This is a genomic window from Geobacillus sp. C56-T3 (assembly GCF_000092445.1).
Classification (GTDB): domain Bacteria; phylum Bacillota; class Bacilli; order Bacillales; family Anoxybacillaceae; genus Geobacillus; species Geobacillus thermoleovorans.
This window is the reverse complement of the sequence record NC_014206.1, coordinates 1,607,548-1,632,913: the sequence shown is the minus strand read 5'-3', so window position 1 is coordinate 1,632,913 and position 25,366 is coordinate 1,607,548. Positions and strand designations below refer to the sequence as shown.

General features: G+C 48.9%; 25 protein-coding genes. 7 read left to right on the top strand and 18 right to left on the bottom strand.

Going from position 1 to position 25,366, the window contains the following annotated elements; genetic code table 11:
• From larC to GC56T3_RS08160, 13 genes are all read right to left on the bottom strand, one after another.
• A complete protein-coding gene (gene larC / locus GC56T3_RS08220) occupies positions 1-1,236 on the bottom strand; it encodes a nickel pincer cofactor biosynthesis protein LarC (RefSeq protein ID WP_013145102.1) in 1,236 nt (411 codons plus the stop codon).
• A complete protein-coding gene (larB, locus tag GC56T3_RS08215) occupies positions 1,233-2,042 on the bottom strand; it encodes a nickel pincer cofactor biosynthesis protein LarB (RefSeq protein WP_013145101.1) in 810 nt (269 codons plus the stop codon). The genes larC and larB overlap by 4 nt, the downstream gene beginning before the upstream one ends.
• Positions 2,039-2,863 (bottom strand): ATP-dependent sacrificial sulfur transferase LarE, encoded by an 825-nt coding sequence (gene larE / locus GC56T3_RS08210; protein WP_011231451.1) that lies wholly within the window; start codon positions 2,861-2,863, stop codon positions 2,039-2,041. Before larE ends, larB begins: the two co-directional genes overlap by 4 nt.
• A gap of 106 nt (positions 2,864-2,969) precedes the next feature.
• Positions 2,970-4,436, bottom strand: a complete 1,467-nt coding sequence (gene gucD / locus GC56T3_RS08205) for an alpha-ketoglutaric semialdehyde dehydrogenase GucD (protein ID WP_013145100.1) — start codon at positions 4,434-4,436, stop codon at positions 2,970-2,972.
• Between the two features lie 20 nt (positions 4,437-4,456).
• Positions 4,457-5,356, bottom strand: a complete 900-nt coding sequence (locus GC56T3_RS08200) for a fumarylacetoacetate hydrolase family protein (protein ID WP_013145099.1) — start codon at positions 5,354-5,356, stop codon at positions 4,457-4,459.
• A 70-nt stretch (positions 5,357-5,426) separates the two neighbouring features.
• Entirely contained in the window at positions 5,427-6,203 is a 777-nt protein-coding gene (locus GC56T3_RS08195) for an IclR family transcriptional regulator (protein WP_013145098.1), read from the bottom strand.
• A gap of 107 nt (positions 6,204-6,310) precedes the next feature.
• A complete protein-coding gene (locus GC56T3_RS08190; protein ID WP_013145097.1) occupies positions 6,311-8,512 on the bottom strand; it encodes a dihydroxy-acid dehydratase in 2,202 nt (733 codons plus the stop codon).
• 13 nt (positions 8,513-8,525) lie between these two features.
• Positions 8,526-9,794, bottom strand: a complete 1,269-nt coding sequence (locus GC56T3_RS08185) for a lactate racemase domain-containing protein (protein WP_013145096.1) — start codon at positions 9,792-9,794, stop codon at positions 8,526-8,528.
• 107 nt (positions 9,795-9,901) lie between these two features.
• Positions 9,902-10,960, bottom strand: a complete 1,059-nt coding sequence (locus GC56T3_RS08180; RefSeq protein WP_013145095.1) for a TRAP transporter substrate-binding protein — start codon at positions 10,958-10,960, stop codon at positions 9,902-9,904.
• 38 nt (positions 10,961-10,998) lie between these two features.
• Positions 10,999-12,282: a TRAP transporter large permease subunit gene (locus GC56T3_RS08175; protein ID WP_013145094.1), complete on the bottom strand. Its 1,284-nt coding sequence runs from the start codon at positions 12,280-12,282 to the stop codon at positions 10,999-11,001.
• Positions 12,283-12,873: a TRAP transporter small permease gene (locus GC56T3_RS08170; protein ID WP_041468358.1), complete on the bottom strand. Its 591-nt coding sequence runs from the start codon at positions 12,871-12,873 to the stop codon at positions 12,283-12,285.
• Positions 12,874-12,897: 24 nt separating this feature from the next.
• Positions 12,898-13,926, bottom strand: a complete 1,029-nt coding sequence (locus GC56T3_RS08165; protein WP_013145092.1) for a TRAP transporter substrate-binding protein — start codon at positions 13,924-13,926, stop codon at positions 12,898-12,900.
• Between the two features lie 469 nt (positions 13,927-14,395).
• On the bottom strand, positions 14,396-15,343 hold the full coding sequence (locus GC56T3_RS08160) for an aldo/keto reductase family protein (protein WP_013145091.1): 948 nt from the start codon (positions 15,341-15,343) through the stop codon (positions 14,396-14,398).
• Positions 15,344-15,592: 249 nt separating this feature from the next.
• Between GC56T3_RS08160 and GC56T3_RS08155 the strand changes: the two genes are divergently transcribed.
• The 6 genes from GC56T3_RS08155 to GC56T3_RS08130 all read left to right on the top strand — a co-directional run bounded on the left by GC56T3_RS08155 (position 15,593) and on the right by GC56T3_RS08130 (position 21,030).
• On the top strand, positions 15,593-16,321 hold the full coding sequence (locus tag GC56T3_RS08155) for an amino acid ABC transporter ATP-binding protein (protein ID WP_013145090.1): 729 nt from the start codon (positions 15,593-15,595) through the stop codon (positions 16,319-16,321).
• Positions 16,322-16,349: 28 nt separating this feature from the next.
• A complete protein-coding gene (locus tag GC56T3_RS08150; RefSeq protein ID WP_011231463.1) occupies positions 16,350-17,195 on the top strand; it encodes a glutamate ABC transporter substrate-binding protein in 846 nt (281 codons plus the stop codon).
• A gap of 87 nt (positions 17,196-17,282) precedes the next feature.
• Positions 17,283-17,936 (top strand): amino acid ABC transporter permease, encoded by a 654-nt coding sequence (locus GC56T3_RS08145; protein WP_011231464.1) that lies wholly within the window; start codon positions 17,283-17,285, stop codon positions 17,934-17,936.
• 16 nt (positions 17,937-17,952) lie between these two features.
• Complete coding sequence (locus GC56T3_RS08140; RefSeq protein ID WP_013145089.1) at positions 17,953-18,603, top strand: amino acid ABC transporter permease; 651 nt, start codon at positions 17,953-17,955, stop codon at positions 18,601-18,603.
• A gap of 224 nt (positions 18,604-18,827) precedes the next feature.
• Positions 18,828-20,081: a HAMP domain-containing sensor histidine kinase gene (locus GC56T3_RS08135; RefSeq protein WP_227456708.1), complete on the top strand. Its 1,254-nt coding sequence runs from the start codon at positions 18,828-18,830 to the stop codon at positions 20,079-20,081.
• 49 nt (positions 20,082-20,130) lie between these two features.
• Positions 20,131-21,030, top strand: a complete 900-nt coding sequence (locus GC56T3_RS08130) for a response regulator (RefSeq protein WP_013145087.1) — start codon at positions 20,131-20,133, stop codon at positions 21,028-21,030.
• Positions 21,031-21,194: 164 nt separating this feature from the next.
• Here the strand turns inward: GC56T3_RS08130 and GC56T3_RS08125 are convergent, their stop codons facing one another.
• Positions 21,195-21,431, bottom strand: a complete 237-nt coding sequence (locus GC56T3_RS08125) for a MurR/RpiR family transcriptional regulator (RefSeq protein ID WP_013145086.1) — start codon at positions 21,429-21,431, stop codon at positions 21,195-21,197.
• 164 nt (positions 21,432-21,595) lie between these two features.
• On the opposite strand from GC56T3_RS08125, the gene GC56T3_RS08120 reads away from it, so the two are divergent.
• Positions 21,596-22,123 (top strand): YceI family protein, encoded by a 528-nt coding sequence (locus tag GC56T3_RS08120; RefSeq protein WP_013145085.1) that lies wholly within the window; start codon positions 21,596-21,598, stop codon positions 22,121-22,123.
• Positions 22,124-22,176: 53 nt separating this feature from the next.
• On the opposite strand, the gene GC56T3_RS08115 is transcribed toward GC56T3_RS08120, so the two are convergent.
• The 4 genes from GC56T3_RS08115 to GC56T3_RS08100 all read right to left on the bottom strand — a co-directional run bounded on the left by GC56T3_RS08115 (position 22,177) and on the right by GC56T3_RS08100 (position 25,222).
• Complete coding sequence (locus GC56T3_RS08115) at positions 22,177-22,950, bottom strand: 3-hydroxybutyrate dehydrogenase (protein ID WP_013145084.1); 774 nt, start codon at positions 22,948-22,950, stop codon at positions 22,177-22,179.
• Positions 22,950-23,255 (bottom strand): 4a-hydroxytetrahydrobiopterin dehydratase, encoded by a 306-nt coding sequence (locus GC56T3_RS08110; protein WP_013145083.1) that lies wholly within the window; start codon positions 23,253-23,255, stop codon positions 22,950-22,952. Before GC56T3_RS08110 ends, GC56T3_RS08115 begins: the two co-directional genes overlap by 1 nt.
• A 2-nt stretch (positions 23,256-23,257) precedes the next feature.
• Positions 23,258-23,845: a Uma2 family endonuclease gene (locus GC56T3_RS08105; RefSeq protein WP_013145082.1), complete on the bottom strand. Its 588-nt coding sequence runs from the start codon at positions 23,843-23,845 to the stop codon at positions 23,258-23,260.
• A 126-nt stretch (positions 23,846-23,971) separates the two neighbouring features.
• Positions 23,972-25,222: a triacylglycerol lipase gene (locus GC56T3_RS08100; protein WP_013145081.1), complete on the bottom strand. Its 1,251-nt coding sequence runs from the start codon at positions 25,220-25,222 to the stop codon at positions 23,972-23,974.
• Positions 25,223-25,366 lie beyond the last annotated feature (144 nt).

The window sequence follows — 25,366 nt, the reverse complement described above, 5'->3', positions numbered from 1 at the left end:
TCATTCCCCTTTTATCCTTCTTCTAGCCTGTTCCGCAGCTTCTGCATAAACGTCTAAAAATGCTACCTGATGAGTGAGGGCTGCTTCCTTCACATCCTCATACTCCGGCATCTGCCTGATCACCTTTCCCTTGTGTATAGCCTGTTTAACGCGAATATTTCCGTACAATGTAGCAACGGTCACAACGTCTCTTTCTAAAACCTCTCGCACCCAGATATCTTTTCGAATGCCAAGAGTCGTTGTCTCTTTCAGCATAAATTGCTCGCACTGCTCTACATGAGTTGCTGAAGTCAAAACCGTCAAAAGAACACCGGGACGGTTTTTCTTCATAAAAACAGGAGTATAAAATACATCAAGCGCTCCTTTTTGAAAGAGCCCATCCATCACATATCCAAGCGCTTCTCCTGGCATATCGTCCAGCTGACACTCAAGAATATAAACCGTCTCTTCTTTCGAATGGGATAACGGCAGACTATCCAATCGTGTATGAATCCTCTCCCCGATTACTACCCGCAACACGTTTGGTTGATCGGGCAAGTCACGTGTTCCAGCACCGTATCCAACTGCTGATATTTTCATTGATGGAATTGGTCCGTATGAATTCACTTGACTTTTGATAATCCCAGCCCCAGTCGGAGTCGTCAATTCAAACGGCAAATGGTTAGAAATGACTGGCACGCCTTGAAGAATTTCTAACGTTGCCGGGGCTGGAATGGGATATATGCCATGTGCACAACGAATGGATCCGTATCCTAACGGGACAGGTGCAGAAACAATATAGTCGACATGAAGTTCCGTGAGTGCAATCGCTGTAGCGACAATGTCAACAATAGAGTCAACAGCTCCAACCTCGTGAAAATGAACTTTTTCAATGGGAATGCCATGGATTTTTGCCTCTGCAACAGCAATACAATGAAAAATTTGTTCGCTTCGTTTTTTGACTTCCACGTTTAATTCCGAACGCTCAATCATATCGACAATATCTGAATAATGCCTATGAGCATGATGTCTTTCATGATCATGACTATCCTCGATGTTCTCTAGCATAATGACATCGAATTTCGTAGCAGAAATCCCTTTTTTCATCACCTTGCCCCATTGCAATTGATAACCTGACAGAGGTAATTTTTTCAGTTCCACCTCAATTTTCTCCGGTGGCACGCCCGCATCCACGAGAGCGCCCACCATCATATCGCCGCTGATTCCGGAAAAACAGTCCAAGTACAAAATCTTCATTTTTCTTCTCTCCCTAACGTTTTGGCCTCAGCAACAGCCTGCTCAATAACGGCCATGACTGTAGCAGCATAATACCCCGCACCAAACCCGTTATCAATATTCACGACGGAAACACCGCTTGCACATGAATTCAACATAGTAAGCAAAGCTGAGAGCCCTCGAAAGTTTGCACCATATCCAACACTTGTAGGAACAGCGATAACCGGTTTGGAAACAAGTCCACCGACCACACTCGCGAGTGCTCCTTCCATCCCAGCAACTACAATGACGACACGGGAACGTTCAATCATCTCGATTTTGTCGAGTAATCGGTGAATACCCGCAACGCCTACATCATATATTCGCTTTACTTCGCACCCTAATAACTCAGCCGTTACCGCCGCCTCTTCAGCAACAGAAAAATCTGATGTCCCCGCGCTAACAACCGCTATATAACCTGGTTTTTTTATTTCGACATAATCATGAGAAATCCAATAAAAAATATTGCTATCATTCCGATACTCAAAATGTTCCGTTGGATAACGTTCCTTGAGGTTGGACGTCAGGTAAGAAGCTTTCTCTTGATCAACGCGTGTAGCAACCACCTTTTTATGAAATCTCATTAATCGTTCAAAAATACCAAGTAAATGCTCCCTTGATTTCCCTTCTCCAAAAATGATCTCCGGAAATCCTTTTCTTCGCTCCCGCTGAATATCTAATGTGGCATATCCGAGATGATCATAGGAGGCTAGGGTTCGATATGCTTCCTCTACCGAAATGCTCCCTTCTTTTAACTTGTTCAGCGTTTCTTTTATAACCTCGCTCATTTCACCATTCCCTTTTCTAACATCTCATTCATACTTCCAGATTTATATCCTCTAAGATCAAGGGTCACATATAAAAAACCTAACTCTTTCAACTTGTTATAAATCGTTTGACGATGCCTGATCACCATTTCCATCTCTTCAGGCAACACTTCGATTCTCGCTATTTCTCCATGGTGACGAACACGAATCTGACGGAAGCCGAGATTGAAAAGGAATTCTTCAGACTGGTCCAGTTGCTCGATTTTCTCTTTTGTAATTTTTTGTCCATAAGGAATGCGAGAAGATAAACAAGCGAACGACGGTTTATCCCATGTTTCCAGGCCCATTTCTTTCGATAAAATTCGAATCTCTTTCTTGTATAGCTCCGCTTCTTGAAGAGGACTCCGAACCCCGAGCTGCCTAGCCGCCTGAAGCCCTGGACGATATTCCCCTAGATCATCCATGTTGGAGCCATCAACAACAGTGTAAGTCTCACTATATTTTCTAGCTAATTCTCCTAAATGGGTGTATAAATTGTTTTTGCAGTGGAAACAGCGATAAAGATCATTTTTGACAAAGTCCTCATTCTTGAGTTCATTAATTTGAATTTTTATATGTTTAACCCCTATTTGCTCCGCCAGTTTAGTTGCATGTTGCACTTCACGAGTTGGAAATGTTTCCGAAACAGCAGTCACGGCAAGCACCTGATCGCCCAGTACCTCTTTTGCCATTGCCAATAAAAACGTGCTATCTACCCCGCCGGAAAAAGCAACTAATACATTTCCCATTCCCTTAAGAATATGGATGAGCTGCTCTCTCTTCTGCAATAAATGTTTCTCCAACCCACTCTCCCCCTTTCCGTTGTCATTGTCCATAAAACTATTTGGTGAGAAGGTGTCCCCTAGTAATGGGACACCTATGTGCTATTCTGTAAAACCTATTGCTTAATTAGGCTTTCACAAATACAGTTTTGATTGTTGTGAAAAACTCAATGGCCGCCTGTCCTTGTTCCCGAGAATGTGAGCTTGATTGCTTCATTCCGCCAAACGGTGCTTGGTACTCAACCCCCGCTGTTTCTGCGTTGACTTTGACCATTCCCGCCTCAATATCCTTAATGAAGTCAAGAATATTCCCAATGTTTTTCGTATAGATCGAGGCGCTCAGCCCATATTCTGTATCGTTGGCCAATTCAATCGCCTCCTCAATGCTGTCGACTGGAATCAACACCAATACTGGGCCAAAGATTTCTTCGCGGGCAATCGTCATTTGAAGGTCGACCTCTTCAAAAATCGTCGGCTCGACGTAAAAACCATTGGCCAGTTCGCCTTCTGTACATCTATTGCCTCCATAAATCAATTTGGCGCCTTCAGCTTTTCCCTTTTCAATATAGGATAAAACCGTATTAAGCTGCGATTCACTGGCGCATGGCCCCATCCACGTTTCAGCATCCATGCCATTCCCGATTTTCAGCTGTTTCACCCGTTCAAGAAGTTTTTCTTTAAACGGTTCGTACACTTCCCGCTCAATAAAAACGCGGCTTGTGGCTGTACATTTTTGCCCCGTTGAGCGCAAACCACCGCTGATCGTCCCCTCAACAGCGAGATCCAAATCGGCGTCTTTGGCCACAATAACCGGGTTTTTCCCCCCCATCTCGAGCTGGTATTTGGCCCCGCGCTCAAATGCCGCTCTTCCGACTTGTTTTCCAACCGTGTTGGAGCCGGTAAAGGTGACGCCATCAACATCTGGATGGTTCGCGATCCCTTGACCAATGACGGATCCAGAACCGCACACCATATTGACGACCCCTTTCGGGAAGCCCGCTTCATGGAAGCATTCAATCACTTTCGCCGCTGTCACAGCTGTTTCGCTTGCCGGTTTGAGCACGACCGTATTTCCGTACACAAGCGCCGGCGCCATTTTCCAAATCGGAATCGCGACGGGGAAATTCCACGGTGAAATGACGCCAACCACACCAAGCGGAACGCGGGTTGTGAACATGAGCCCTCCACTGTCGCTCGATGGGATGACATCGCCAATTTTCCGCGCTCCTTCACCCGCATAGTAACGCAATATATGAACGCCCCTCATCGTCTCCGCTTTTGCCTCGGCCAAAGTTTTTCCCATTTCTCTTGTCATCGTTTCGGCAATGTCCTCAAGGCGCTGCTCTAAAAGAAGCGCCGCTTTATACAAGTACTCTCCTCTCTCGATCCCAGATCGCTTCCACCACGATTTCTGCGCCTGTTTGGCCGCAGCTACAGCCGCGTTTAAATCTTCCAGTGTCGAGCGCGGAACATACCCGACAATGTCATTTCGATTTGCTGGATTGATGCTCGGTTCGACGTTCTTGCTCACCGAACCGACCCAACTACCATCAATGTAGTTTAAATACGTTTTGATTTCTGTTTGCACAGCCATCTTTTCTCCCACTCCCTCTTTTATTTATTAGCAATAGTTTGTTTTACCGTCGATTTTACTGGATTGGATAACACCCCGATCTCAGGAACCTCAATTTCAATTCGATCCCCGTCTTCAAGCGTGAACTGATTCGGTGGAACAATGCATGTTCCTGTCAATAATACTGTGCCGTCAAACACCTTATTGTCGCGAAGCAAGAAAGACACTAACTCATCGTATCTTCTTTTCAACTGTCTTGTATTGGCACTTTCCTCAACAACAAGTTGGTCGTTGCGGTAAATGCGACAAATAATTTGCAAGTTATATGGGTCTTCCACTGTCTCCGCTAATCGGATCGCCGGTCCAATGGCGCACGAATGTTTCCATATTTTTGCCTGCGGTAAGTATAATGGATTTTCTCCCTCGATGTCTCGGCAACTCATGTCGTTTCCAATCGTATATCCTACGATTTCCCCTTCTCCGGTGATCACCAATCCGAGTTCGGGCTCAGGGATTTGCCAATTTGAGTCGCTGCGCAAATAAACGGGGTCATTCGGGCCTACTGTACGGGCAGCAGTAGATTTAAGGAAGATTTCCGGCCTTTCTGCATGGTAAACCCGGTCATAGCACGTCTCTTGACCGTCTATTTTTTCAGATGTTTCGTAGTTCCTCGCATCCCGACTTTTCTCATACGTGACTCCGGAAGCCCATACTTCAGGAGCGACGATGGGAACGAGAAGATGCAATTCGGCTAATTCTTTTTTCACCCCCTGTTTCCCACTGATTATGGTTTGAATGTAGCAAAAAACGGACAGTTGATTCTTCTTGGCCTCGCGGACGACATCCATTAAATCGGCAAATGGCAGTGGATATATAGTACGATCGTCCGTCATGGCAGCCAATACAACGTGCGAATCTTCAATATAGCGGATAATTCTCATAGTCCTCTCCCCTATCGTTTTATATTAAAAAACTAGGTTTTATCATATTGTCAAAAAGAAATCGCACAGTTTAGACAGAGAGATGTCCGTGCTGAACGTATCCCATTTCTCGTGAAATTTGTTCAGCGGCGCTTTGAAGCAGACGAATTTCCGTATTAAGGACAAGATCGTCCACTTTAGCGGAAGGCTGGGATATGCTGATCGCTGCAATGACATTCCCTGAATGGTCACGGACAGGAACAGCGACGCATGTGATGCCCGGCTCGTTTTCCTCTCTGTCTAAAGCATAACCGTTGCTTCGCACCCGCTCGAGCTCCTGAAGAAATTCTTCCTCGTTTGCAATGGTATTGGCGGTATGTCGTTTATACACATACCCTCGCAAAAGTTCTTTCAACTCTTTCTCGCTTTTGAAGGCGACGAGCGCTTTCCCAACCGCACTGCTGTGAATCGGAACCCTCCGTCCAATTCTTGAATACAATACCGTCCCCGATGTTCCTTCGACTTTATCGATATAGATTCCTTCTTTACCATCAAGAATTACTAAATGGACCGTGTTTCCCGTTTTGATAGAAAGATCAATCAAATGCTTTTTGGAAACAGAGCGAATATCGAGATGACGGATGACTAAATTCCCACGTTCAAACAACTTCATCCCGAGTCGATATTTACCGTTTTCTGGATTTTGTTCAATATAATGGTGGTGTTGCAACGTTTTCAACAGTGAATGCACCGTGCTTTTATGAAGCTGCATCCGTTCGCTGATATCGGTAATTTTAAGCTCTGTCTCATACTCGTCAAATAAATCTAAAATACGGAGAGCACGGTCCACAGCTTGAATCAATGGCAATGCCTTCACCCTCTTCTCTAGAAGTTTTCTGCATCATGTTAGGAAATCAGCTATAGTTCTATTATAATACGTGAGGGTGAAAAGCACGAATCCCTTTGGTCCACCCTTTATATTTTTTTTACTGTCGGAAGAACGACATCCTTTTTGTAATCATATACCGCCTCTTCGGCAATATGGAGCGGGACAACCCCATGGGCAGCATCGGTATGCCCGATCAACCGGTTGCTCGCCGCGATGCGCCGTTGCCGTTGGCGCATGTTGGCCATGCGTTGATTGGCTATTTCCGCTCTCTCTTGTTTCACACTTTCAAACTCGAATACCAGCTTTCCATTTTGGAACAACCATTCATTCACGAATTCAATTTTCCGCTCGCGAAGCCCGATATATAAAAGATCGCCTGTTTTCAAGTACAAAATTCCCCCGCCGCGGATGGCCTCAGGAGTCATATGTCCGATGGCCGCTCCGTATGTGACGCCTGAATATCGTCCATCACTAATCAAAGTCGCGATCCGTTTCAATTGCCGATTTGCGTTAATATGTTGCATCGGGGTAAACATCTCCGGCATTCCGAACGCCTCCGGCCCTTGGCCGGCAATAACCACTGCAATTTTCAACACACCTTCTTTGGCCATTGCATCAAACAAATCATCATATTCTCGGTCTTTCCATTCGTCAAACAAGTGCGGAGCATTGTGCTGCAATGCAGCCAATAAGCTTTGATGTCGGAAACAACGGCTGTGCTTTAGCTTTTCCAACAAGTGAACATCAAGCAGCCCTTGATTCGCCTCATCCTCGTTTTCGTAATACAAGACAAAGGCCACTTTCTTGTCAAACTCATCGATTTGCTTTGTCGACATACCGCTGATTTTGACAACCGCACTTTCAAAGAAGTTCCCCGACAAAACATCAACACCACTGAATGGTCGTCTCGGCTTGGATAAGATGATTGGATTGTTTTTGACGTTTTCAGCGGGCAACTGTTCCTGATTGACAGAAAGTCTTTCTCTCCACGTCGTCCCCGTAACGGTCGGGGCATCGACATCCATCGGCACCCCATTGCTTAGTAATTCGTGGAATACCGTTTCCATCCCTCTGATTTTCCCGCTGCAACATTGAATCGCTAATGCAAAAATGTCTCGTCCTTCCGTTAAACTGTAATCAAATAAATCGGGCACCGGCACTTCATGATGGATATTGTCATACTCCCATAAGTCAAATTGATATCCACCATAAAGCATCGCCGCAACAATATGCATCATAATGTTTGTCGATCCACCGGTAGCGCTGTGAATGCGAATCGCGTTTTTAATGTTCGCCGCCATAATATTGGCTACCCCGTACACCGGATCATTCATTAAAAGCGCCAAGCTATCTAAGGCAGCATTAACTTGCTCCTGCGTCGGCGGGGCGGTCAATAATTCCAAGGCAGGATGAATTAATCCTAACCCAGCAATCAAATGCCGCGAACTGTTGCCAGTCCCATTAAAAGCGCACACTCCTCCTTGGCTGTCGCATGTCGCTACGGCTAGCCGTTTTTCATAGTCTTCGTGTTGTTCTTTTGTGATAATTCCTTTCCCTCTCGCCCGTTCGAGAACTCCTTGAAAAGCCGTATTAGAAGAACACTGCAAAATGTACGATAATGCATCCCGCAAATCGTAGGCAATATCTTCTTCACCTGCCAACTCCGCTCTACGGGCAACCTCCTCCAGTTCGGCATATAACTTAGGAGGAATCGTTCCTCCTTTTAACACATGTGCGGGTGCAAAAGTAGCGAAGAAAGGCGGCTCTCCCCGCTCCCGACGAACGCGGTCAAGGTGTGCCAACGCGCTGACTACTCCAAGCGGTTGCTTGTCGCATCCTTGGATGACAAACGCTCCGTGATAGCTGTGCGCTTCCAGCTGGTTGACGATCATTTGTGCTACGGCGTTGCGGCTTTGCAACGAATAACTCATCCCTTGGTTGCTCTGCGCCGTTCCATCACACATCACCGGTGTTGAAAACTGAAACGGCACACCTCCGTTTTGCCAAATGCGAATCGCTGCTCGAGCGATCGTCTGATAATCCATAATGTGCGCCGGGTGGTCTGATGAGCCACCGATAATCGCAATCCGCGGAGCGTTATGGTGCAACCGATCGTAAATTTCCTCGAGCGTCCAATCTGGTTGCATCCCCTTTAACTCGGAACCTAAAATTTGCTTCGAACGGTCAAGCAGCCCAGCGACACATATCGGCTCATTAGCCTTTCCTTGCACATTATCCCGGTATGGGTTGACCTGGCTTTCAATTCGTGGATAAACAACCGCTGGCATTATGAATCTCCCCTCATCCCCATGTTTGTTCGTTTGAAAAATCCATCTCCATCGGCGCCGACAAAATCTCTATCCCTTCTGTTTGGCGCGCTTCATCTAAAAGACTTTCGGAAATCCAAATCTCTCGAAGCGCCAGCGTATTCTTGATTCTGACCATTCTCACCTTTTTGAGATCAAACGCATTGCATGTTTTGATCGCTGCTTTCACCGCCAGCTCTTCTGTTTCCAAAAACATCGGCAATTTGACAACAGAAACGACAGTGCTTGTCAAGGCGTTTGCAAAACCTTTTTCCCAAATGATCTGTTCTTTCACTTTCTTTGTTGTAATATCAGCTAAGCCGATTCCATTAGCATTGCCATCCGTTTTTTCTGACAGACCCAGCACGACGATTCGTGTGACGTCCGGACCGCCGCTCGCATAAGGGGTCGCGTACCTTCCTGTAATGTTCGGGTCCATCCCGTCACCGGAAATATCTTTTCCAATTTCATCGACGACAAGCACATCAATTGGGTTAAACATGATTCTCGGCATGAGCGATTTCGCCTCAACCAACAGTTCAGGTTCCACCGTTTCAAACTGCTCGGCTGGCACTGCTACAATTTTGGCGGGACGGTCGTAGGCATTTTCTAACACAGCGACACCGAAAATAATCGGCGCTTGTTGAATCACAATCTTCGCCATATCGACTACGTGCCGGGCCATGTATTTGAAACTGTACTGATGGGCTGCTTCCGCCCCTTTTTGCTTGCCGAGCCCGATCGTAATCATTTTCATTAATCCGCTTTCCACCAGTCCGCGAAACGCCGTATGGGGCTTAACTCGATTGATGACAATGATTTTGTCTGCCTCATAAGCGAGTTTGTCTATGTAGACCGGCAATCCGTTGTCCAGCCTCCCCACTTCAACAACATCCATATTCGAGTGAATCGGCGCCCCGACAAATTCTTCTGTTACCCCTAAATGAGCGAGTACCTCTTTCTGTCCTTCCGCTGTCGCCCCTCCATGGCTTCCCATCGCCGGCACGATAAACGGGATGCCCCCCGCTTGCTTTACCGCATTTACGACTTCCCGGACAATCACCGAGATATCGGCAATGCCCCGGCTTCCAACAGCGATAGCGACTTGGTCGCCCGGGGAAATCCGTTCCAAAACACCTGCTTGGTTGATGCTCTGATGAACTGCTTTAGGGACATCGGCAATTTCCGGGGCGTAAAAATTTTGCCTTACCTTTATCATTTTAGGAATGGGAATATTTTTGAGCATATCATTAATGATTTTCATCTGTATCTTCCCTCGATCTCTAATTGATCGCTTAATCCTCAGTGCATTTCGGAAGGAAGAGGGCAAACGCTCATTGCCCCCTCCTCTCAACTGTCGGCCTATTGTTTTCACTGCCGTACTTTATCTAATTCGCTGTAAAGTTCATTCACAAGATCTTCACCAAATTCTTTCGCGTATTTCTCAACGACAGGTTTAATGATTTCAGCCATTTTTTCACGTTCTTGATCGCTGACTTCATTGATGTTTATACCTGTCTTTTTCAACTCTTCCAATGCCTTTTGATCTTCTTCCCGACTCAGTTGACGTTGATATTTTCCGGCTTCAACCGCAGCGTCCTGCAAAATCTTTTGTTCTTCAGGTGATAACTGATCCCAAAACTTCTTGCTGACAAGGAACACGAATGGAGTGTAAACGTGCTTGGTCAAGCTCAAATATTTTTGTACTTCGTAAAACTTATTTGACTTAATCGTTGCCAATGGATTTTCCTGACCATCAATTGTGTTGCTTTCCAACGCTGTGAACACTTCCGAGAAAGGCATTGGCGTCGGATTGGCGCCGAGCGCTTTAAACGCATCAATATGCACTTCATTTTGCATCGTCCGCAACTTTAATCCTTTAAAATCGTCGGCTGTCTTGATGGCATGTTTGCTGTTTGTTACGTGCCGGAATCCGTTTTCCCAGTAGCCAAGTCCAATCAGCCCATGTTCCGGCAACTTTTCCAATAATTTTTTACCGATTGGCCCGTCTAAAATGGCGTCAGCTTCTTCAGGTGTATTAAAGAGGAACGGAAAATCGAAAATACCAAACTCTTTGATCATCCCAACAAGCGGTGAAGTCGATGGGATCGTAATCTCTTGCGTTCCGCCTTGGAGCGCTTCTGTCATCTTTAAGTCATCGCCTAAAGTAGCACTGAAGTATGTTTGAACTTTCATTTTGCCGCCGCTTTTTTCCTCAACAATCTCTTTGAACTTGAGCAACCCTTGACCTTGCGGATGATCTTCGTTTAGGCCAATCCCGGCTTTAATCACTCGTGGTTGAATTCCTTTCGATTCGGTCTTGTCGGTATTTCCCCCTTGAGTCGTCCCTGAACTGCACGCGGTCAGGAAAAGCAAGCCCATAGCTATGCAGCCGGTCATGATCTTTCTGATCACATTTCTTTTTTTCATAGCCCTCGCAACCCCCTTAATTTTAATAGGAATATTCATCAACTGCCCGTAAACCATCCGAGCGGCACAGTGACGAGAGACGGGAAGAAAATCAACAAAAGCAACAGAAGCGTCTCCACAAGCAAAAACGGCCAAACCCCTTTCATAATGTCTTCCATGTTGATTTTCGCCACCCCACAGGCGACGTTCAGCACTGTGCCGACCGGCGGCGTGAGCAGCCCGATGCAGTTGTTTAGGATAAACAGAACCCCGAAGTACACCGGGTCGATTCCCGCTTTTTGAATAATCGGCATCAACACCGGCGTCAAAATGAGCACCGTCGGCGTCAAATCCATCGCCGTTCCGACCAACAGCACCAACGCGTTAATGGCCAAAAGCAGCGCCAACGGATGATCGATAAACGGCGCAAGCACATCTGTAACGATCGCCGGAATGTTGGCGACCGTAATGAGCCAGGCCGACACCATGGCCGCCGCCACCAAAAACATGACGACGCTTGTCGTTTTCGCCGCGGCCACGAGCACGTGGAACAAGTCTTTCACCTTCAGCTCACGGTAAATGCACAAGCCGACAATCAAGGAGTAAAACGCGGCCACCACCGCCGCCTCGGTCGGCGTAAACACCCCTCCGCGCAGCCCGCCGACAATGATCACCGGCAGCAGCAACGCCCAAAACGCCTCGCGGGTCGCCCGCCAAATGTCTTTCGCCGATTGGCGCGGAAGCACGTCCACTTGATCTCTCCGGGTCACCCACCACCAACAAACCGCCAAAGAAATCCCAAGCAAAATCCCCGGAACAATGCCGGCCATAAACAGCTTCGTGATCGACACGCCGCTTGTGACCCCAAAGATGATCATCGGGATGCTCGGCGGGATGATCGGCGCGATAATGCCGCCGGCGGCGATGAGGCCAGCCGACCGGTTGCGGTTGTATCCGGCTTTGACCATCATTGGGATGAGAATGGCCCCAAGCGCCGCCGTGTCGGCGACCGCCGAACCCGACAAACCGGCAAACAGCACGCTCGCGATAATGGCGACATACCCCAGCCCGCCGCGGATATGGCCGACAAGCGCCATGGCAAAGCGGATGATCCGCTTCGAAATGCCGCCGGCGTTCATGAGCTCCCCGGCAAGCATAAAAAACGGAATCGCCATCAGCGGAAAGCTGTCCGCGCCGCTGATCAAGTTTTGCGCGATGATTTGCGTATCAAAAATGTCCAAATAAAACATCAGGGCGACGCCGCTGACCAAGAGCGCAAACGCGATCGGCATCCCGAGCGCCATGACTCCTAACAGCGATCCGATAAACACGACCAACGCCATTTACCGCTCACCTCCAGCAGCGCCTTGCTTTCGTTCGATCGACACCTCTGTCGTTTCGTGTGGAGAGGCAGTGATGATTTCTTCTGATTCTTTCATTTTCGTCAGCTCATCAATCGCTCCGGGGCGAAACAGCGCCTGATACAAATGGTACAAAATGATGAGGCCCATGCCGATGCTTACAACAAGCCCGGTTCCATAGACGAACGCCATCGGCAGACCGGTCGCCGGAGACCGGCTTCCGACGCTGCTGAGCGTAATTTTCCAGCTTCCGTCAAACAGCAAATAGAGCACGTAAAGCACGATGGCGTTGCTGATGACAAACACGATGCGTTTGGCGCCGGTCGGCAGCTTTCTCACCAATGTGTCGACGCCTAGATGGTCATTGTCCTTCAAAGCACCAATGGCTCCAAGAAACGACATCCAAATGAAGAGAAAGCGCGACATTTCTTCCGACCAGGTGATGCCGGAGTTAAACCCATAGCGGAGCACGACGTTGCCGAATACCAAAATGCACATGAAAGCAAGCGTCGCGGCCATCAATACATTCAGAGCACCATCCAAAAATTTCCCTGACTTTTTGAACAATTCCATCACCCTTTTGGCTTTTGGCTTATCTTATTCCGCCTCTGCTTTGATTCTCTTATACAAGTCTTCAGCCCAGTCATATTTTTTGAACAACTCATCATACAGCGGCTGCACAGCTTTTTCCATCTGCTTCACAAACTCATCGTTAGGAGTGGTGAATTTAATCCCATGCTCTTGCAAAAACTTCTTGTCTTCTTCGTAACTTTTTTCCATCAGCTCAAATTCATAGTTGGCTGCCTCTTTAGCTGCTTCTTGAATAATTTTCCGTTGTTCGTCCGTCAAGCTGTCCCAAAACTTTTTATTGACCACATACACATTCGGGCTAAACATATGCTTTGACTCTAATACATCTGTTTGAACTTCGTACCAACCGGAAGCCCGCAATGTCGCAATTGGGTTGTCTTGCCCGTCTACCACTTTTTGCTCTAAAGCAGTGAACACTTCCGAAATCGGCAATGGTGTCACGTTAGCGCCTAACAATTTTCCAATCGTAATATAGTTCGGGATATTAGGCATCCGCAGGCGCAATCCTTTAAAATCGTCGATTGAGTCGATCGTTCTATTTGAAGAAAACATCCGGAACCCATTTGCACTCCACGCCAGCGGAACAACACCATGTTTCGCCTCAAGCTCTGCAGTAATTTCTTTTCCGATCGGACCATTCAACACTTTTTTAACATGTTCAAAATCTTTGAATAAGAACGGCCATTCAGGAACTCCCATTTTAGGGATGTCATTTTGCATAATCAACCCCGGAATCCCCATCTCAATCGTGCCATTGCGAACACCGTTGTAAAACTCTTGCTCTGCACCTAAAGCACTATTGGGATAAAGCTCGACCTTAAGACTGCCGCCGGATTTCTCCTCAACGATCTTTTTAAACTTTTCACGCAACGCAACATTTTGTGGGTGACTTTCGGCAAAATAATTGGCCACCTTGATTACCCTAGTTCCACCTGTTTTCCCTCCGACCGTTGATTTGGATCCGGAGCTCCCGCAGCCGGAAAGCAGCAGAAGCAACAAGGATAAGATTGCCGAAAAAACTGCCATTCGTCTCATGATACCATCAACTCCTTTTGCAACACTGTTTTTATTAGAGAAAAATATGAGGGTTAACTACTATTAAGCCAGATATTAAGCGCTTTCAGAAAGTGCTTTCAAAAAGCAAGTTTCTGAACCCGCTTCTAAACGTTGGAAGATACCTGTTTAAAAAACTAACATCGTGCGGTTTGATATAGTAGAACTCGGTTTTGAAAACAGCGAAAAAAATTAAAAGGCGTCTAATTGATTATGTTTTATATTATAAAACAAAGTTTATCAATGTAGTTCATCAGGCCTGATATTTTTATGTTAATCAAAATTTTCCGAACAGTCAATATAAAAATGAAATTTGTCCTTATTTCTGTACAATGGCGCTGTTTATTTCAACAAAGGAAAATAAAAGTCCTCCTGAACACAATTAACAGCCATAAAAAATGCCATCCTCCCGACCCAAACCTCATCTTCGGGAGAACGGCTCGTTGGCCTGCTACGCCAAAATCCCCTCAATTTTCTCCAACACATCTTCGCTGAGCACGACATCGACCGCTTTGACGTTCTCTTCGACTTGTTCCGGGCGGCTGGCGCCGATTAAGGCGCTGGCGACGTTCGGCTGGCGCAGCACCCAAGCGAGGGAAAGCTGGGACAACGTAATGCCAAGCTCAGCCGCGATTTTTTCGAGTTGTTCCACTTTCGTTAACACTTCGTCATTGAGCAATCCTTGGATAAACGTATTCGCTCTTGGATCAGCGGCGCGGCTGTCAGCCGGCAACGCTTGACCTCGTTTGTATTTGCCGGTCAGCACCCCTTGGGCGAGCGGCGAAAAGACGATTTGACTGATGCCGTTTTGTTCGCACACCGGGATGACTTCCTTTTCAATATAACGGTGAAACATGTTGTATTGCGGCTGATTGACGACGATCCGATCGAGCAAGTAGCGGTCGGCCACGCCGAGCGCCTCTTGAATTTGCTGGGCCGTCCATTCGCTCACGCCGACATACAGCACTTTTCCTTGGCGGACGAGATCATCGATCGTACGCAACGTCTCATCGACCGGCGTTTCTTTGTCATAGCGGTGGCAGTAGTAGATATCGACATAATCCAGTTGCAGCCGCTTTAAGCTCGCATGGAGCTGCTCAAACACATGCTTGCGCGACAGGCCGCGGTCGTTCGGGCCGTCGCCCATCGGCCAAAACACTTTCGTCGCGATGACATACGATTCGCGCGGATATTTGCGCAGCGCCTCGCCGACGATTTTTTCCGCTTCCCCGCGCGCGTAGACGTTCGCTGTGTCAAACGAGTTGATGCCAAGTTCGTACGCCTTGTCAATGACGCGGATCGCGGTTTCTTTTTCCACTGAATTTCCATATGTAAGCCAGCTGCCTAAACTAATCTCACTGACTTTCAGCCCCGTGCGGCCGAGTTTTCGATACTTCACCTTCGCTCCCCTCTCCTTTTGACGGCAATCAATGCCAAATTCTTCATGTCCTCATTATAATCCTAGATCGCTGATTTGCAAAGAGATTTGCCTTACTATTCAAAAAATGACTTCCCCTTCTTTGCGTCCATCATCGTCTTTTTTCAATCGGTTCACAAAATTTTTGTAGATTTCCGTAGATTTTCGTAGATGCGCATTTACAATCAATTCGAAAAACATTCACAAATTTGTCACAAAGGAGGGGGGCTATTGATTTATTTCCACCAAGTCAACAAATACTACGGCGATTTTCATGTGTTGAAAGACATTAACTTGACGATCAACCAAGGGGAAGTCGTCGTCATCATCGGTCCATCCGGCTCGGGCAAAAGCACACTCGTGCGCTGCATCAACCGGCTCGAGACGATCTCAAGCGGCGAATTGATCGTTGACGGCATTAAAGTGAATGACAAACACATCAACATTAACGAACTGCGGCGCAATATCGGCATGGTGTTTCAACATTTCAACTTATACCCGCACATGACCGTCTTGCAAAACATCACGTTGGCGCCGCGCAAAGTGCTCGGCATGTCCGAAAAAGAAGCGAATGAAATCGCGATGTATTACTTGGAAAAAGTCGGCATTCCGGACAAAGCGAACGCCTATCCGTCCGCGCTGTCCGGCGGTCAGCAGCAGCGCGTCGCCATCGCCCGCGGATTGGCGATGAAACCGAAAATCATGCTGTTTGACGAGCCGACATCAGCACTTGACCCGGAAACGATCGGCGAAGTGCTCGATGTCATGAAGCAGCTGGCAAAAGAAGGGATGACGATGGTTGTCGTCACCCACGAGATGGGGTTTGCCCGCGAGGTGGCCGATCGCATCGTCTTTATGGATCAAGGGCGCATTTTAGAGGAAGCGCCGCCTGAGGAGTTTTTCGCGGCCCCGAAAGAAGAACGGGCGCGCGTCTTTTTAAGCCGCATTTTAAACCATTAATTCCGGTCAATCAAAGGGGGTTTTGTTCATGAGAAAGAAAGCATGGAAATGGTGGATCGCCGTCGCCTTGACGGCCTTATTGAGCGCTGTTGCTTTAACGGGCTGCAGCACAACGGACAAAGGAGAAGGCGGAACATCGTCAGAAACCGCCAAAGCGACCAATACGCTTGAAAAAATTAAACAACGCGGCAAACTCATCGTTGGCGTCAAATATGATTTGAACTTATTCGGGTTGAAAAACCCGGAAACCGGAAAAGTCGAAGGATTTGACATTGATATTGCCAAAGGGTTGGCGAAAAAAATTCTCGGTGATGAAAACAAAATTGAATTGAAAGAAGTGACGTCAAAAACGCGCATCCCGATGCTGAACAACGGGGAAATTGACGCCATTATCGCCACCATGACGATCACCGAGGAACGGAAAAAAGAAGTGGATTTCTCGGATGTGTACTTTATGGCCGGGCAATCGCTGCTCGTCAAAAAAGACAGCCCGATCAACAGCGTGAAAGACTTGAAAAAAGGCATGACCGTTCTGACAGCGAAAGGATCGACATCGGCGGAAAACATCCGCAAAGTTGCGCCGCAAGTCAACGTGCTTGAATTTGAAAACTACGCGGAGGCGTTTACCGCATTGAAAGCCGGCCAAGGCGATGCGCTTACGACCGACAACGCGCTGCTTTGGGGGATGGCCAAACAAGATCCGAACTATCGCGTCCTGGATGAAACGTTCACCGAAGAACCGTACGGCATCGCCGTCCGCAAAGGAGACAAAGAACTGCTGCAAGTCATCAACGAATACTTGAAAGAAATTAAAGAAAACGGCGAATACGATAAGATCTACGAAAAATGGATCGGCAAAAAGCCGCAACAATAACAGGCGAAACGGTGGGCGGAACATATCCGCCCACCTGTTTGCCCAAAGGACAGGCCATGAGTCAGCGAGGAAAGGAGGCGTTTAGCCTTGTTGCGCTATTCTATTTTAGTTGAACATTGGGATTTGTATATGCAAGGGTTTGGCCATACGATCAAGGCCAGCGTGCTGGCGCTGATCGGCAGCTTGGCCCTGGGGACCATCATCGCCATTTTCCGCATCGCGCCGATTCGCCCGCTCAATTGGGTCGGAACGGCGTACGTGGAATTTATCCGCAACATCCCGCTTGTGTTGATCGTGTTCGTTTTTTTTATGGGCTTGCCCGCCGTCGGCATCCGGTTTGACTCGTTTACCGCCGGAACGCTCGGACTGATGGTGTATACCGCTGCTTTTATCGCCGAAGCGATCCGCTCGGGCATTCAAGCCGTTCCGAAAGGACAAATGGAAGCGGCCCGTTCCTCCGGGTTGACCTACTTACAGGCGATGCGTTACGTCATCTTGCCGCAGGCGGTGAAAATCGTCATTCCGCCGCTTGGCAACCAGTTCATCAACTTGGTGAAAAACTCTTCGGTGCTTGGCGTCATCGCCGGATTGGATTTAATGTATTACGGCGACTTGATTTCCTCGAAAACGTTCGTCACCTTTGACGTTTATATTTTCGTCGCCTTGTTTTACCTCGTCTTAACGATCCCGCTCAGCCTTGGCGTCGGCTACTTAGAGCGCCGGTTGCTCAAGGCGCGGTAGGAAAGGAGGCCAAATGATGGATTTTGCCGGTGCTTACGCGCCCGCCCATTTGAAGTTTTTGCTTCAAGGGTTTCTCGTCACATTGGAAGTGGCGTTCATTTCGATTGTCTTGAGTTTTGTCTTTGGCATTATCATCGGGGTCATTCGCTATACGAAAATCCCGGTGCTTTCCCAGCTGCTCGCCGTGCTGGTCGAAACGATCCGGAATTTGCCGCTGTTATTAATCATTTTCTTTACGTATTTCGCCCTTCCAGAAGTTGGATTAAAGCTTGATAAACTATATGCCGCCATTTCGGCCTTGGTCATTTTTGAATCGGCCATGTTGTCAGAAATCGTCCGCAGCGGCCTGCAGTCGATCGATAAAGGGCAAATCGAAGCGGCTCGCTCATCGGGGCTTACGTATGTGCAGACGCTATGGTACATCATTTTGCCGCAAGCATTGCGGCGCATGGTGCCGCCGATCGTCAGCCAGTTTATTTCCTTATTGAAAGATACGTCGCTCGCCATTGTCATTTCCTTGCCGGAATTGATGAACCATGCGCAAATCATTAACGGCCGCAACGTCAATTTTGTCATCCCGATCTTCATTCTTGTGGCGTTCATGTACTTTATCGTCAACTATTCGCTGTCGTTATTATCTCGCCGGTTGGAATACCGTCAGCGGTGATGGAACCGTATCCCCTTCTTCAGCCGGGGCATACGGTTTTTTCTTGCCATCTCTTTTCGTTAAAAAAAGATCCGTTGTTTTCGCTTCCCTGTTATATAATAGAATTATAGATTAGGCCATGACTTTCACAAAGGCGGTGACGTCCACTGTTCCAAACGAAAAAAGAACCGCTTTGGCTTCTTTTGCTTTTGCTTTCTGCTGCTGCGTTTCTAGGCGAAATGAAAATGAATCCGTTTGACAGCCCGTTTCGCGTCTCACTCGGCAGCGCCGTCTTTTTTCTCGGGCTTGTCGCCTTTCGTTCCCTTCCTCCGCTTGTCATCGGCGCAAGCACCGGAGCGGTGGTCGTTGGGTTTCGCGTCTTTCTTGACTCATTGACGGGCGAAATGTCCGCTTCAGAAAGTGTGCTGACCCACATTCCGGCAGCCGGGTATTATATCAGCTTTTCAGCGATGGCGGCTGCCGTTCGTTTTCGCCATCGAATGGCCGCACCGATTCGAGCTGGAGTGGTTGGAGCGGCGCTCGACTTTTTGGCGAACGCCTGTGAACTAGGGATCCGGTATTGGATGGGCGAGCCGTTTGCCTTCAGCGGCCAAACAGTCATCGTCTTATGGTTATTCGCCATTTTGCGCAGTTTCTGCGTGATTGGCGTTTACAATATGTGGGTGACGAAGCATGTCCGCTCGCTCGCTGAAGCGAGAAAGCAAGAACTCGAGCGGCTCATGATGGTGAGCAGCGGATTATACGAAGAAATGTTTTACTTGCAAAAATCAATGGCTCTCATGGAAGACATGACGCGCCAAAGCTATGACCTTTACTCGCGGCTGATCGAACGAAAACACGTTGAACCGCGCGTCGCCCTGGAGCTTGCCGAACATATTCACGAGACGAAAAAAGATATGCAACGCATTTTCGCCGGCCTGTCTAAGCTTATCGGCCGCCAATCGGTGCGCGGACGCGTGCCGATTGCCGAACTGTGCGCCATGGTCATTCGCGCCAATGAAAAATACGCCAACTTATCCGGAAAAACGATCACCTTTTCGTACAACGGCCATATCGATCTTATGACCGATCAGCTGTATCCGCTTCTTTCCGTGCTCAACAACTTAGTATCCAATGCCGTCGAAGCCATTGAGAAGGCAGGCGACGTCACCTTGCATGCGCGTCTCCGCGGAAGCGAGCTGATCATCGAAGTGGAAGACACCGGCCCCGGCATTGCGGCTGATGACATCGCCTGGATTTTTCAGCCCGGATTCACAACAAAATACGACCGCCAAGGCAATCCGTCAACAGGCATCGGTCTTACCCATGCACGCGATATCGCCCAAACGCTTGGAGGGCATCTACAGCTCGTCAAAAGCGAGCCGGGGCAGACGGTGTTTCGTCTTGCCGTGCCGACAGCCCACCTCCTGCAAAGCACGTCGATCACAGCCGAAATGTCCGATCACGAGGCTGACCAGCAAGAAAATGCCGTGATGTAGGCAATGGCACCCATTCTGGAACTTCCAAAGAAAGGAGAGAACAAAGGGCATGGGGCTTCGCTTTTTTCTCATCGAAGACGATCCCGTCGTAAGGAAGATGTTGGAAAAGTTAATTGATGAATCCGAACTTGGCGAGGTGGTCGGCTGTGCGGAAGATGGACTGCACGTTCGCGCGGCCGACTTGCTTCACGTGGATGTGGTGCTCATTGACTTGTTAATGCCGGGGCGTGATGGCATTCAGACGATCAAAGCGTTGCGCCAGGAAGGATTTATGGGGACATTTATCATGATCTCGCAAGTGGAAAACAAAGAAATGATCGGCCAAGCCTATTTGCATGGCATTGACACGTACATTCAAAAACCGATCAACCGCTATGAAGTGCTGTCCGTGCTGAAACGCGTCGCCGATCACATGTCCGCCGTCCGCTCGCTCGAGTCGATCCGCCAAGTGCTCAAAGGGTTTGAGACGCAAACGGCCGATGCCGCCGTCTCCAAACCGTCCGCCATTGAGCAACAGGCCGAGCAGCTTCTGCTTCTTCTTGGTGTCGCCGGCGAAGCGGGCAGCGCGGATGTGCTTCTTGTTGTGCGCTGGTTGGCCGAGCAAGAAGCAAAAGGCCTTCCCGTCCGCGAACTGCCGCCGCTGAAAGAACTGTATGCAGAACTCGTCCAGCGGGAATACGGCCTGTCCCCGACTGAAACGGCCAAGGAAGCGCGGGCGATGGAGCAGCGCATCCGCCGGCTCGTCTTGCAGGCGTTCACCCATCTTGCTTCCCTCGGCCTGACTGACTACACGAACCCGACGTTTGAGCATTTCGCACCTAGGCTGTTTGATTTCGGTGACATCCGTCGACGGATGAAAGAGCTCGAACGCGGCCAAGCTGAGACGGAATGCCGGATGAATGTGCGGAAGTTTTTAACGGCTTTTTTTCTCGAGCTGAAACGCGTCTAAAAGGCTGGTAAAAAATAGCTATTTCTTTTCAATCGGCGATCCTCGGATGCGAAGAAGAACAACGTTTTATAAGGTTTCCCAATTTGAAACGAGGTATGATGAAGCTGCGCTTCCTTTTCAATCACCAGCCTTCTCAATCATGATGATGCTGCCTTGAGAACAGGTCAATCTTTTTTCCGTCGCCATGCCAACAGCCAACTGCGCCTCTCTTCACTAGCGACGAATGAGACAAAACGGACGACGCTCGCTTCGCTTGTGTCAGCCGCCTGAGCCAGTTCTTTCGTCGTCATATTCGGCACGAGCTCAGCATGATCGAGAATGTAGGCGGCTACCTTTTTTTCCGCCGGTGAAAACCGTTCCATTTGCTGTTCAATTTTCGTTAAAATGCCAAGTTCATTCATCTTTTTTCTCCCTTTCCGTCCACCGTTTCATATTCATCTTATCATGGATGGGCGTCTGTTCTCCACGCCAATAAAAACTTTAATAAAAAATATTTGAATTCGAGATATATGTTTGCTATGATAATGATGTGAATATGAATCGTATGACAAGAGGAGGAAAAACGATGACAACATTTCAACTCGACAAAGCGCACAGCTCTGTCGCCTTCCAAGTGAGACATATGATGATCTCCAAAGCGAAAGGGGAATTCACCAACTTTGACGTTGAGGTGCAAGGCGACATCAACGAACTCGAGTCGCTGAACGTGAAAGCGACGATCGACGCCGCCTCGATCGATACGAAAAACGCCGACCGCGACAATCATCTCCGCTCGGCCGACTTTTTCGATGTCGAGAACTATCCAACCATTACGTTTGTCAGTGAATCCGTGCGCAAGCTTTCCGACACGGAATATGAAGTGACCGGGAAGCTGACGATCCGCGGCGTGACGAGAACGGAAACGTTCAAAGTCGAGTACAACGGCCAAGTGAAAAACCCTCTCACCGGCGGCGCCTCGGTCGGTTTTGATGTCGAAGGAACGATCAACCGCGAAGACTACGGGTTGGTATGGAACGTCGCGCTCGAAACTGGCGGATTCCTCGTCGGGAAAGAAGTCAAAATCCTCGCGAGTTTTGAATTCTCTCTTAGCTGAACGACCAAGCAACAAGCCCTTAGCCCTTTGCGAGGCTAAGGGCTTATTGCGCTTCATTGCGCCGTATACCCGCCATCGATCACGACCGCCTGGCCAGTGATGCCTTTGGCTTGTTCCCCCGCCAAAAAGAGAACGTAATGAGCCACCTCTTCAACCGATAGCAGCCGCCGCTGCGGCACGAACGGGTAAATCACTTCCTCCAGCACTTTCTCAAGCGGCACGTTTCTTGTCGCCGCCAAATCCGCGAGCTGGCCGCGCACGAGCTCGGTATCGACATAACCCGGGCAAAGGGCGTTCACCGTAATGCCGTGTGGCGCCCCTTCTAACGCTGCCACTTTCGTTAAGCCAATCACCCCGTGCTTCGCGCTGTTGTACGCCGCTTTGCCGGCAAACCCGACGAGCCCGTTGATCGACGCCATATTGATGATGCGGCCGTAGCGCTGTTGTTTCATAATGGGAAACGCATGCTTGATGGCCAAAAATGGGCCGACAAGCATGACGCGAATGAGCTGTTCAAATTTTTCCGTCGGGAAATCCTCGATGTTCGCCACATGTTGCAAACCAGCGTTGTTCACGACAACATCCAGGCGCCCCCAACGGCTGACCGCTTCGTTGATCGCTTGCTTCACCTCTTGTTCAACCGTCACATCACATTTCACGCCGACCGCTTCATAGCCCAACTCCCGAAGCGATCGAGCAGCCTGCTCGACCTCTTCCTGGCGCAAATCAATGAGCACCACGTTTGCGCCATGTTCCGCCAGCGTTTTCGCCACTTCATAGCCGATTCCCCGCGCTGCGCCGGTGATGAGTGCTGTGCGATGTTCCATTATTCGTGTTCCCCCTGCTTCATCTGGTTATACACCTCATCATACTGCTTCGCCAAGTCAAAATCGAGCTTCGTCAGCCCTTTCGCCCGCCATGAAGACAGTTTCACGGTGATAAGCTTGTAGTCGATCGAAATGAATGGGTGGTGGTTGGCGTCTTCCGAAATCGCGGCGATTCGCCGGACAAACTCGATTCCTTGCAAGTAGTCTTGAAAACGGTATTTTTTCACAATCCACCGCTCATCGGCCAGCTTCCAGCCGTCCGCTTTTTCAAGCAGCGCTTGCACTTCCTCTTCCGCTAACCGCATCGTTATCCCTCACCCTCTATATTTTGAAATATGCCAGCCAGCGAAACCGTCAAATCAGCGAACAAAAACGAGACGAGCACATCGCCTTCGCCAAAGACGCTCCGCTTCTCATACCCTTTCTCACCGCGGCCGTACACTTCCACCGTTCGATGCAGCGGATCCACGATCCAATATTCCTTGACGCCAAACTGTTCGTACAACATATACTTTTCGTTTCGATCTTTCAACGCTGTACTTGGCGAAAGCACTTCCACTACCAAGTCAGGCGGACCATCGCAGCTTCGGCTGCCAATTTTGCTTTGATCGCAAATGACGGAGATATCTGGTTGCACGACATGCTTCGCCTGTTCATAGTCCGCCTGCTCATCAAGGCGTACATCAAATGGCGCCATGACAACCGTGCATCCTTTTTCACGAAAAAATGCCCGCAAAGCGACATACAATTCACCGACGATAAACTGGTGGACAAATGAAGGGGCCGGTGCCATGTTGTAGGGCACGCCGTTGATCAGCTCCCACCGTCCGTCCCACTTGACATAATCTTGATACGTATACCGTTCCTTTTGCCGCTCGGTCGGCTTCACGTCCATTCCCCCATCCGCTTGCTTTACCCTTATTATACCATCGGACATCCGCGGCCGTCATACAACTCAAGAGCTTGCTCCTCAAAAAAAAGAGCCATCCGATCGAGATGGCTTTTTCGCAAAATACTCGTTTTAAGGCCGCAAACTCGCCAGTTGCTCGGCAAGCCGCAAATAAAAGGCGCGAATATCAAATGACGGATTCGGGTCAACGCCGATGACTTCCAAATGGTCGACGTTGCACGTCCCCATATCATTCCAAACTCCTTTTTTCAACGTCCCGTCATACGGCACGATTCGATCGTTTGATCCACGCTTTGGACCGTTCATGGAAACCGTATTGACAATGCCATCGTTTTCGAGCCAGCGGTCGTCAATGCCGAGCGTCGGATTGCGGTACGAACCGAGAAACGGAGCGCATACGACCGCGCTGAATGCATTCATTCCGAGTTCGGGATAATAGTTGCCTGTGAGCGCTCCGCGATACGTCCGTTCTGTGGCAAAGCTCAAATAATACGTATTCGGGCTTGCTTGCACCCATTGATTCAACTTCTCAGCTCCGGAAACGGATAAATCGTAGCGGGCGGTATCTGTGGACGTCCAAACAGGGGAGCGCTTGAGCCGTTCAAAATAATGGTCGAACGATTCACCCGGCTGGCGGCGCAGTCCCCATTGGTCAAGCTTAAAATCGTATACTTGACTCGTGTACGGCACGTTGCTGGCGACAGCCGCCGCTTCCAACACCGCTTTTTGCAAGTCAAAAAAGCGATCGGTGAAATCAACCATGTTGACAAGCGTCGTCCCGTCATGAGGAGTGGCGATGGTCGTCACACTCAACACAAAATGATGTCCACCTTCAAACAACGGTGACAACGACACGTTGTGCGCCTTGGCGTACTCCCGCTCTTCTTGGCTTCCGTTCTCTAGGAGCGAGACAAGCATGCGGGCCGTCTGCCCCCCTTGGCTGTGGGCGATGATATGGATGCGGCCACCCCTTTTCAATTCCGGCAACAGGCCGGGATAAGTGCGGCCAAACCGCGCATGGCCGTGCTTCGCCGCATGGGCTGCTCCATAATCGACCGTCCCGCCGACAAGCTGGGCGTACGCTTCACACGCCCGGTCCCAGTTGCTCGAGAGCGGTCCGACCGCCAGCGTATACGCTTGATATCCGTTGTCATTCAGCCATTGTTCAATATCGCCGCGCACGCCGCCCCAGTACTTGAACCCAAACATTTCTTCTCTTCCCCAGCCAGTAAAACCATGGAGAAGCACGATGGGTGCATCATTGGCGCGTGAAGCTGCCGCTTCAGCTCGCCCTCCCGAGACCGATAGGCCGAACACAAGCCATAATCCGAGCAACACAAACATAACCCGACAGCATTTCATCACGCTCTCCTTCTCCTCCCCTCGAATCGACTGAACCCCTTTATTCCGAATTACCTGAATATTCTATACTAAATAACCAGGCTATTCAATCCCGGCAATTGTCGGGTTTTCTGATGAGGGAAAGAGAAAAATGCACTTTTGTGC

Bases quoted from the DNA above. Each gene is read 5' to 3' on its own strand.
- GC56T3_RS08100 (WP_013145081.1), bottom strand. From the start codon at position 25,222: ATGAAATGCTGTCGGGTTATGTTTGTGTTGCTCGGATTATGGCTTGTG.
- GC56T3_RS08175 (WP_013145094.1), bottom strand. From the start codon at position 12,282: ATGGCGTTGGTCGTGTTTATCGGATCGCTGTTAGGAGTCATGGCGCTC.
- GC56T3_RS08190 (WP_013145097.1), bottom strand. From the start codon at position 8,512: ATGCCAGCGGTTGTTTATCCACGAATTGAAAGCCAGGTCAACCCATAC.
- GC56T3_RS08135 (WP_227456708.1), top strand. From the start codon at position 18,828: ATGAATCCGTTTGACAGCCCGTTTCGCGTCTCACTCGGCAGCGCCGTC.
- GC56T3_RS08110 (WP_013145083.1), bottom strand. From the start codon at position 23,255: ATGCGGTTAGCGGAAGAGGAAGTGCAAGCGCTGCTTGAAAAAGCGGAC.
- GC56T3_RS08165 (WP_013145092.1), bottom strand. From the start codon at position 13,926: ATGAGACGAATGGCAGTTTTTTCGGCAATCTTATCCTTGTTGCTTCTG.
- GC56T3_RS08130 (WP_013145087.1), top strand. From the start codon at position 20,131: ATGGGGCTTCGCTTTTTTCTCATCGAAGACGATCCCGTCGTAAGGAAG.
- GC56T3_RS08115 (WP_013145084.1), bottom strand. From the start codon at position 22,950: ATGGAACATCGCACAGCACTCATCACCGGCGCAGCGCGGGGAATCGGC.
- GC56T3_RS08105 (WP_013145082.1), bottom strand. From the start codon at position 23,845: ATGGACGTGAAGCCGACCGAGCGGCAAAAGGAACGGTATACGTATCAA.
- larC (WP_013145102.1), bottom strand. From the start codon at position 1,236: ATGAAGATTTTGTACTTGGACTGTTTTTCCGGAATCAGCGGCGATATG.
- larB (WP_013145101.1), bottom strand. From the start codon at position 2,042: ATGAGCGAGGTTATAAAAGAAACGCTGAACAAGTTAAAAGAAGGGAGC.
- GC56T3_RS08200 (WP_013145099.1), bottom strand. From the start codon at position 5,356: ATGAGAATTATCCGCTATATTGAAGATTCGCACGTTGTATTGGCTGCC.
- GC56T3_RS08140 (WP_013145089.1), top strand. From the start codon at position 17,953: ATGGATTTTGCCGGTGCTTACGCGCCCGCCCATTTGAAGTTTTTGCTT.
- GC56T3_RS08170 (WP_041468358.1), bottom strand. From the start codon at position 12,873: ATGGAATTGTTCAAAAAGTCAGGGAAATTTTTGGATGGTGCTCTGAAT.
- GC56T3_RS08120 (WP_013145085.1), top strand. From the start codon at position 21,596: ATGACAACATTTCAACTCGACAAAGCGCACAGCTCTGTCGCCTTCCAA.
- GC56T3_RS08125 (WP_013145086.1), bottom strand. From the start codon at position 21,431: ATGAATGAACTTGGCATTTTAACGAAAATTGAACAGCAAATGGAACGG.
- GC56T3_RS08185 (WP_013145096.1), bottom strand. From the start codon at position 9,794: ATGAAAATCATTAATGATATGCTCAAAAATATTCCCATTCCTAAAATG.
- GC56T3_RS08150 (WP_011231463.1), top strand. From the start codon at position 16,350: ATGAGAAAGAAAGCATGGAAATGGTGGATCGCCGTCGCCTTGACGGCC.
- gucD (WP_013145100.1), bottom strand. From the start codon at position 4,436: ATGGCTGTGCAAACAGAAATCAAAACGTATTTAAACTACATTGATGGT.
- GC56T3_RS08180 (WP_013145095.1), bottom strand. From the start codon at position 10,960: ATGAAAAAAAGAAATGTGATCAGAAAGATCATGACCGGCTGCATAGCT.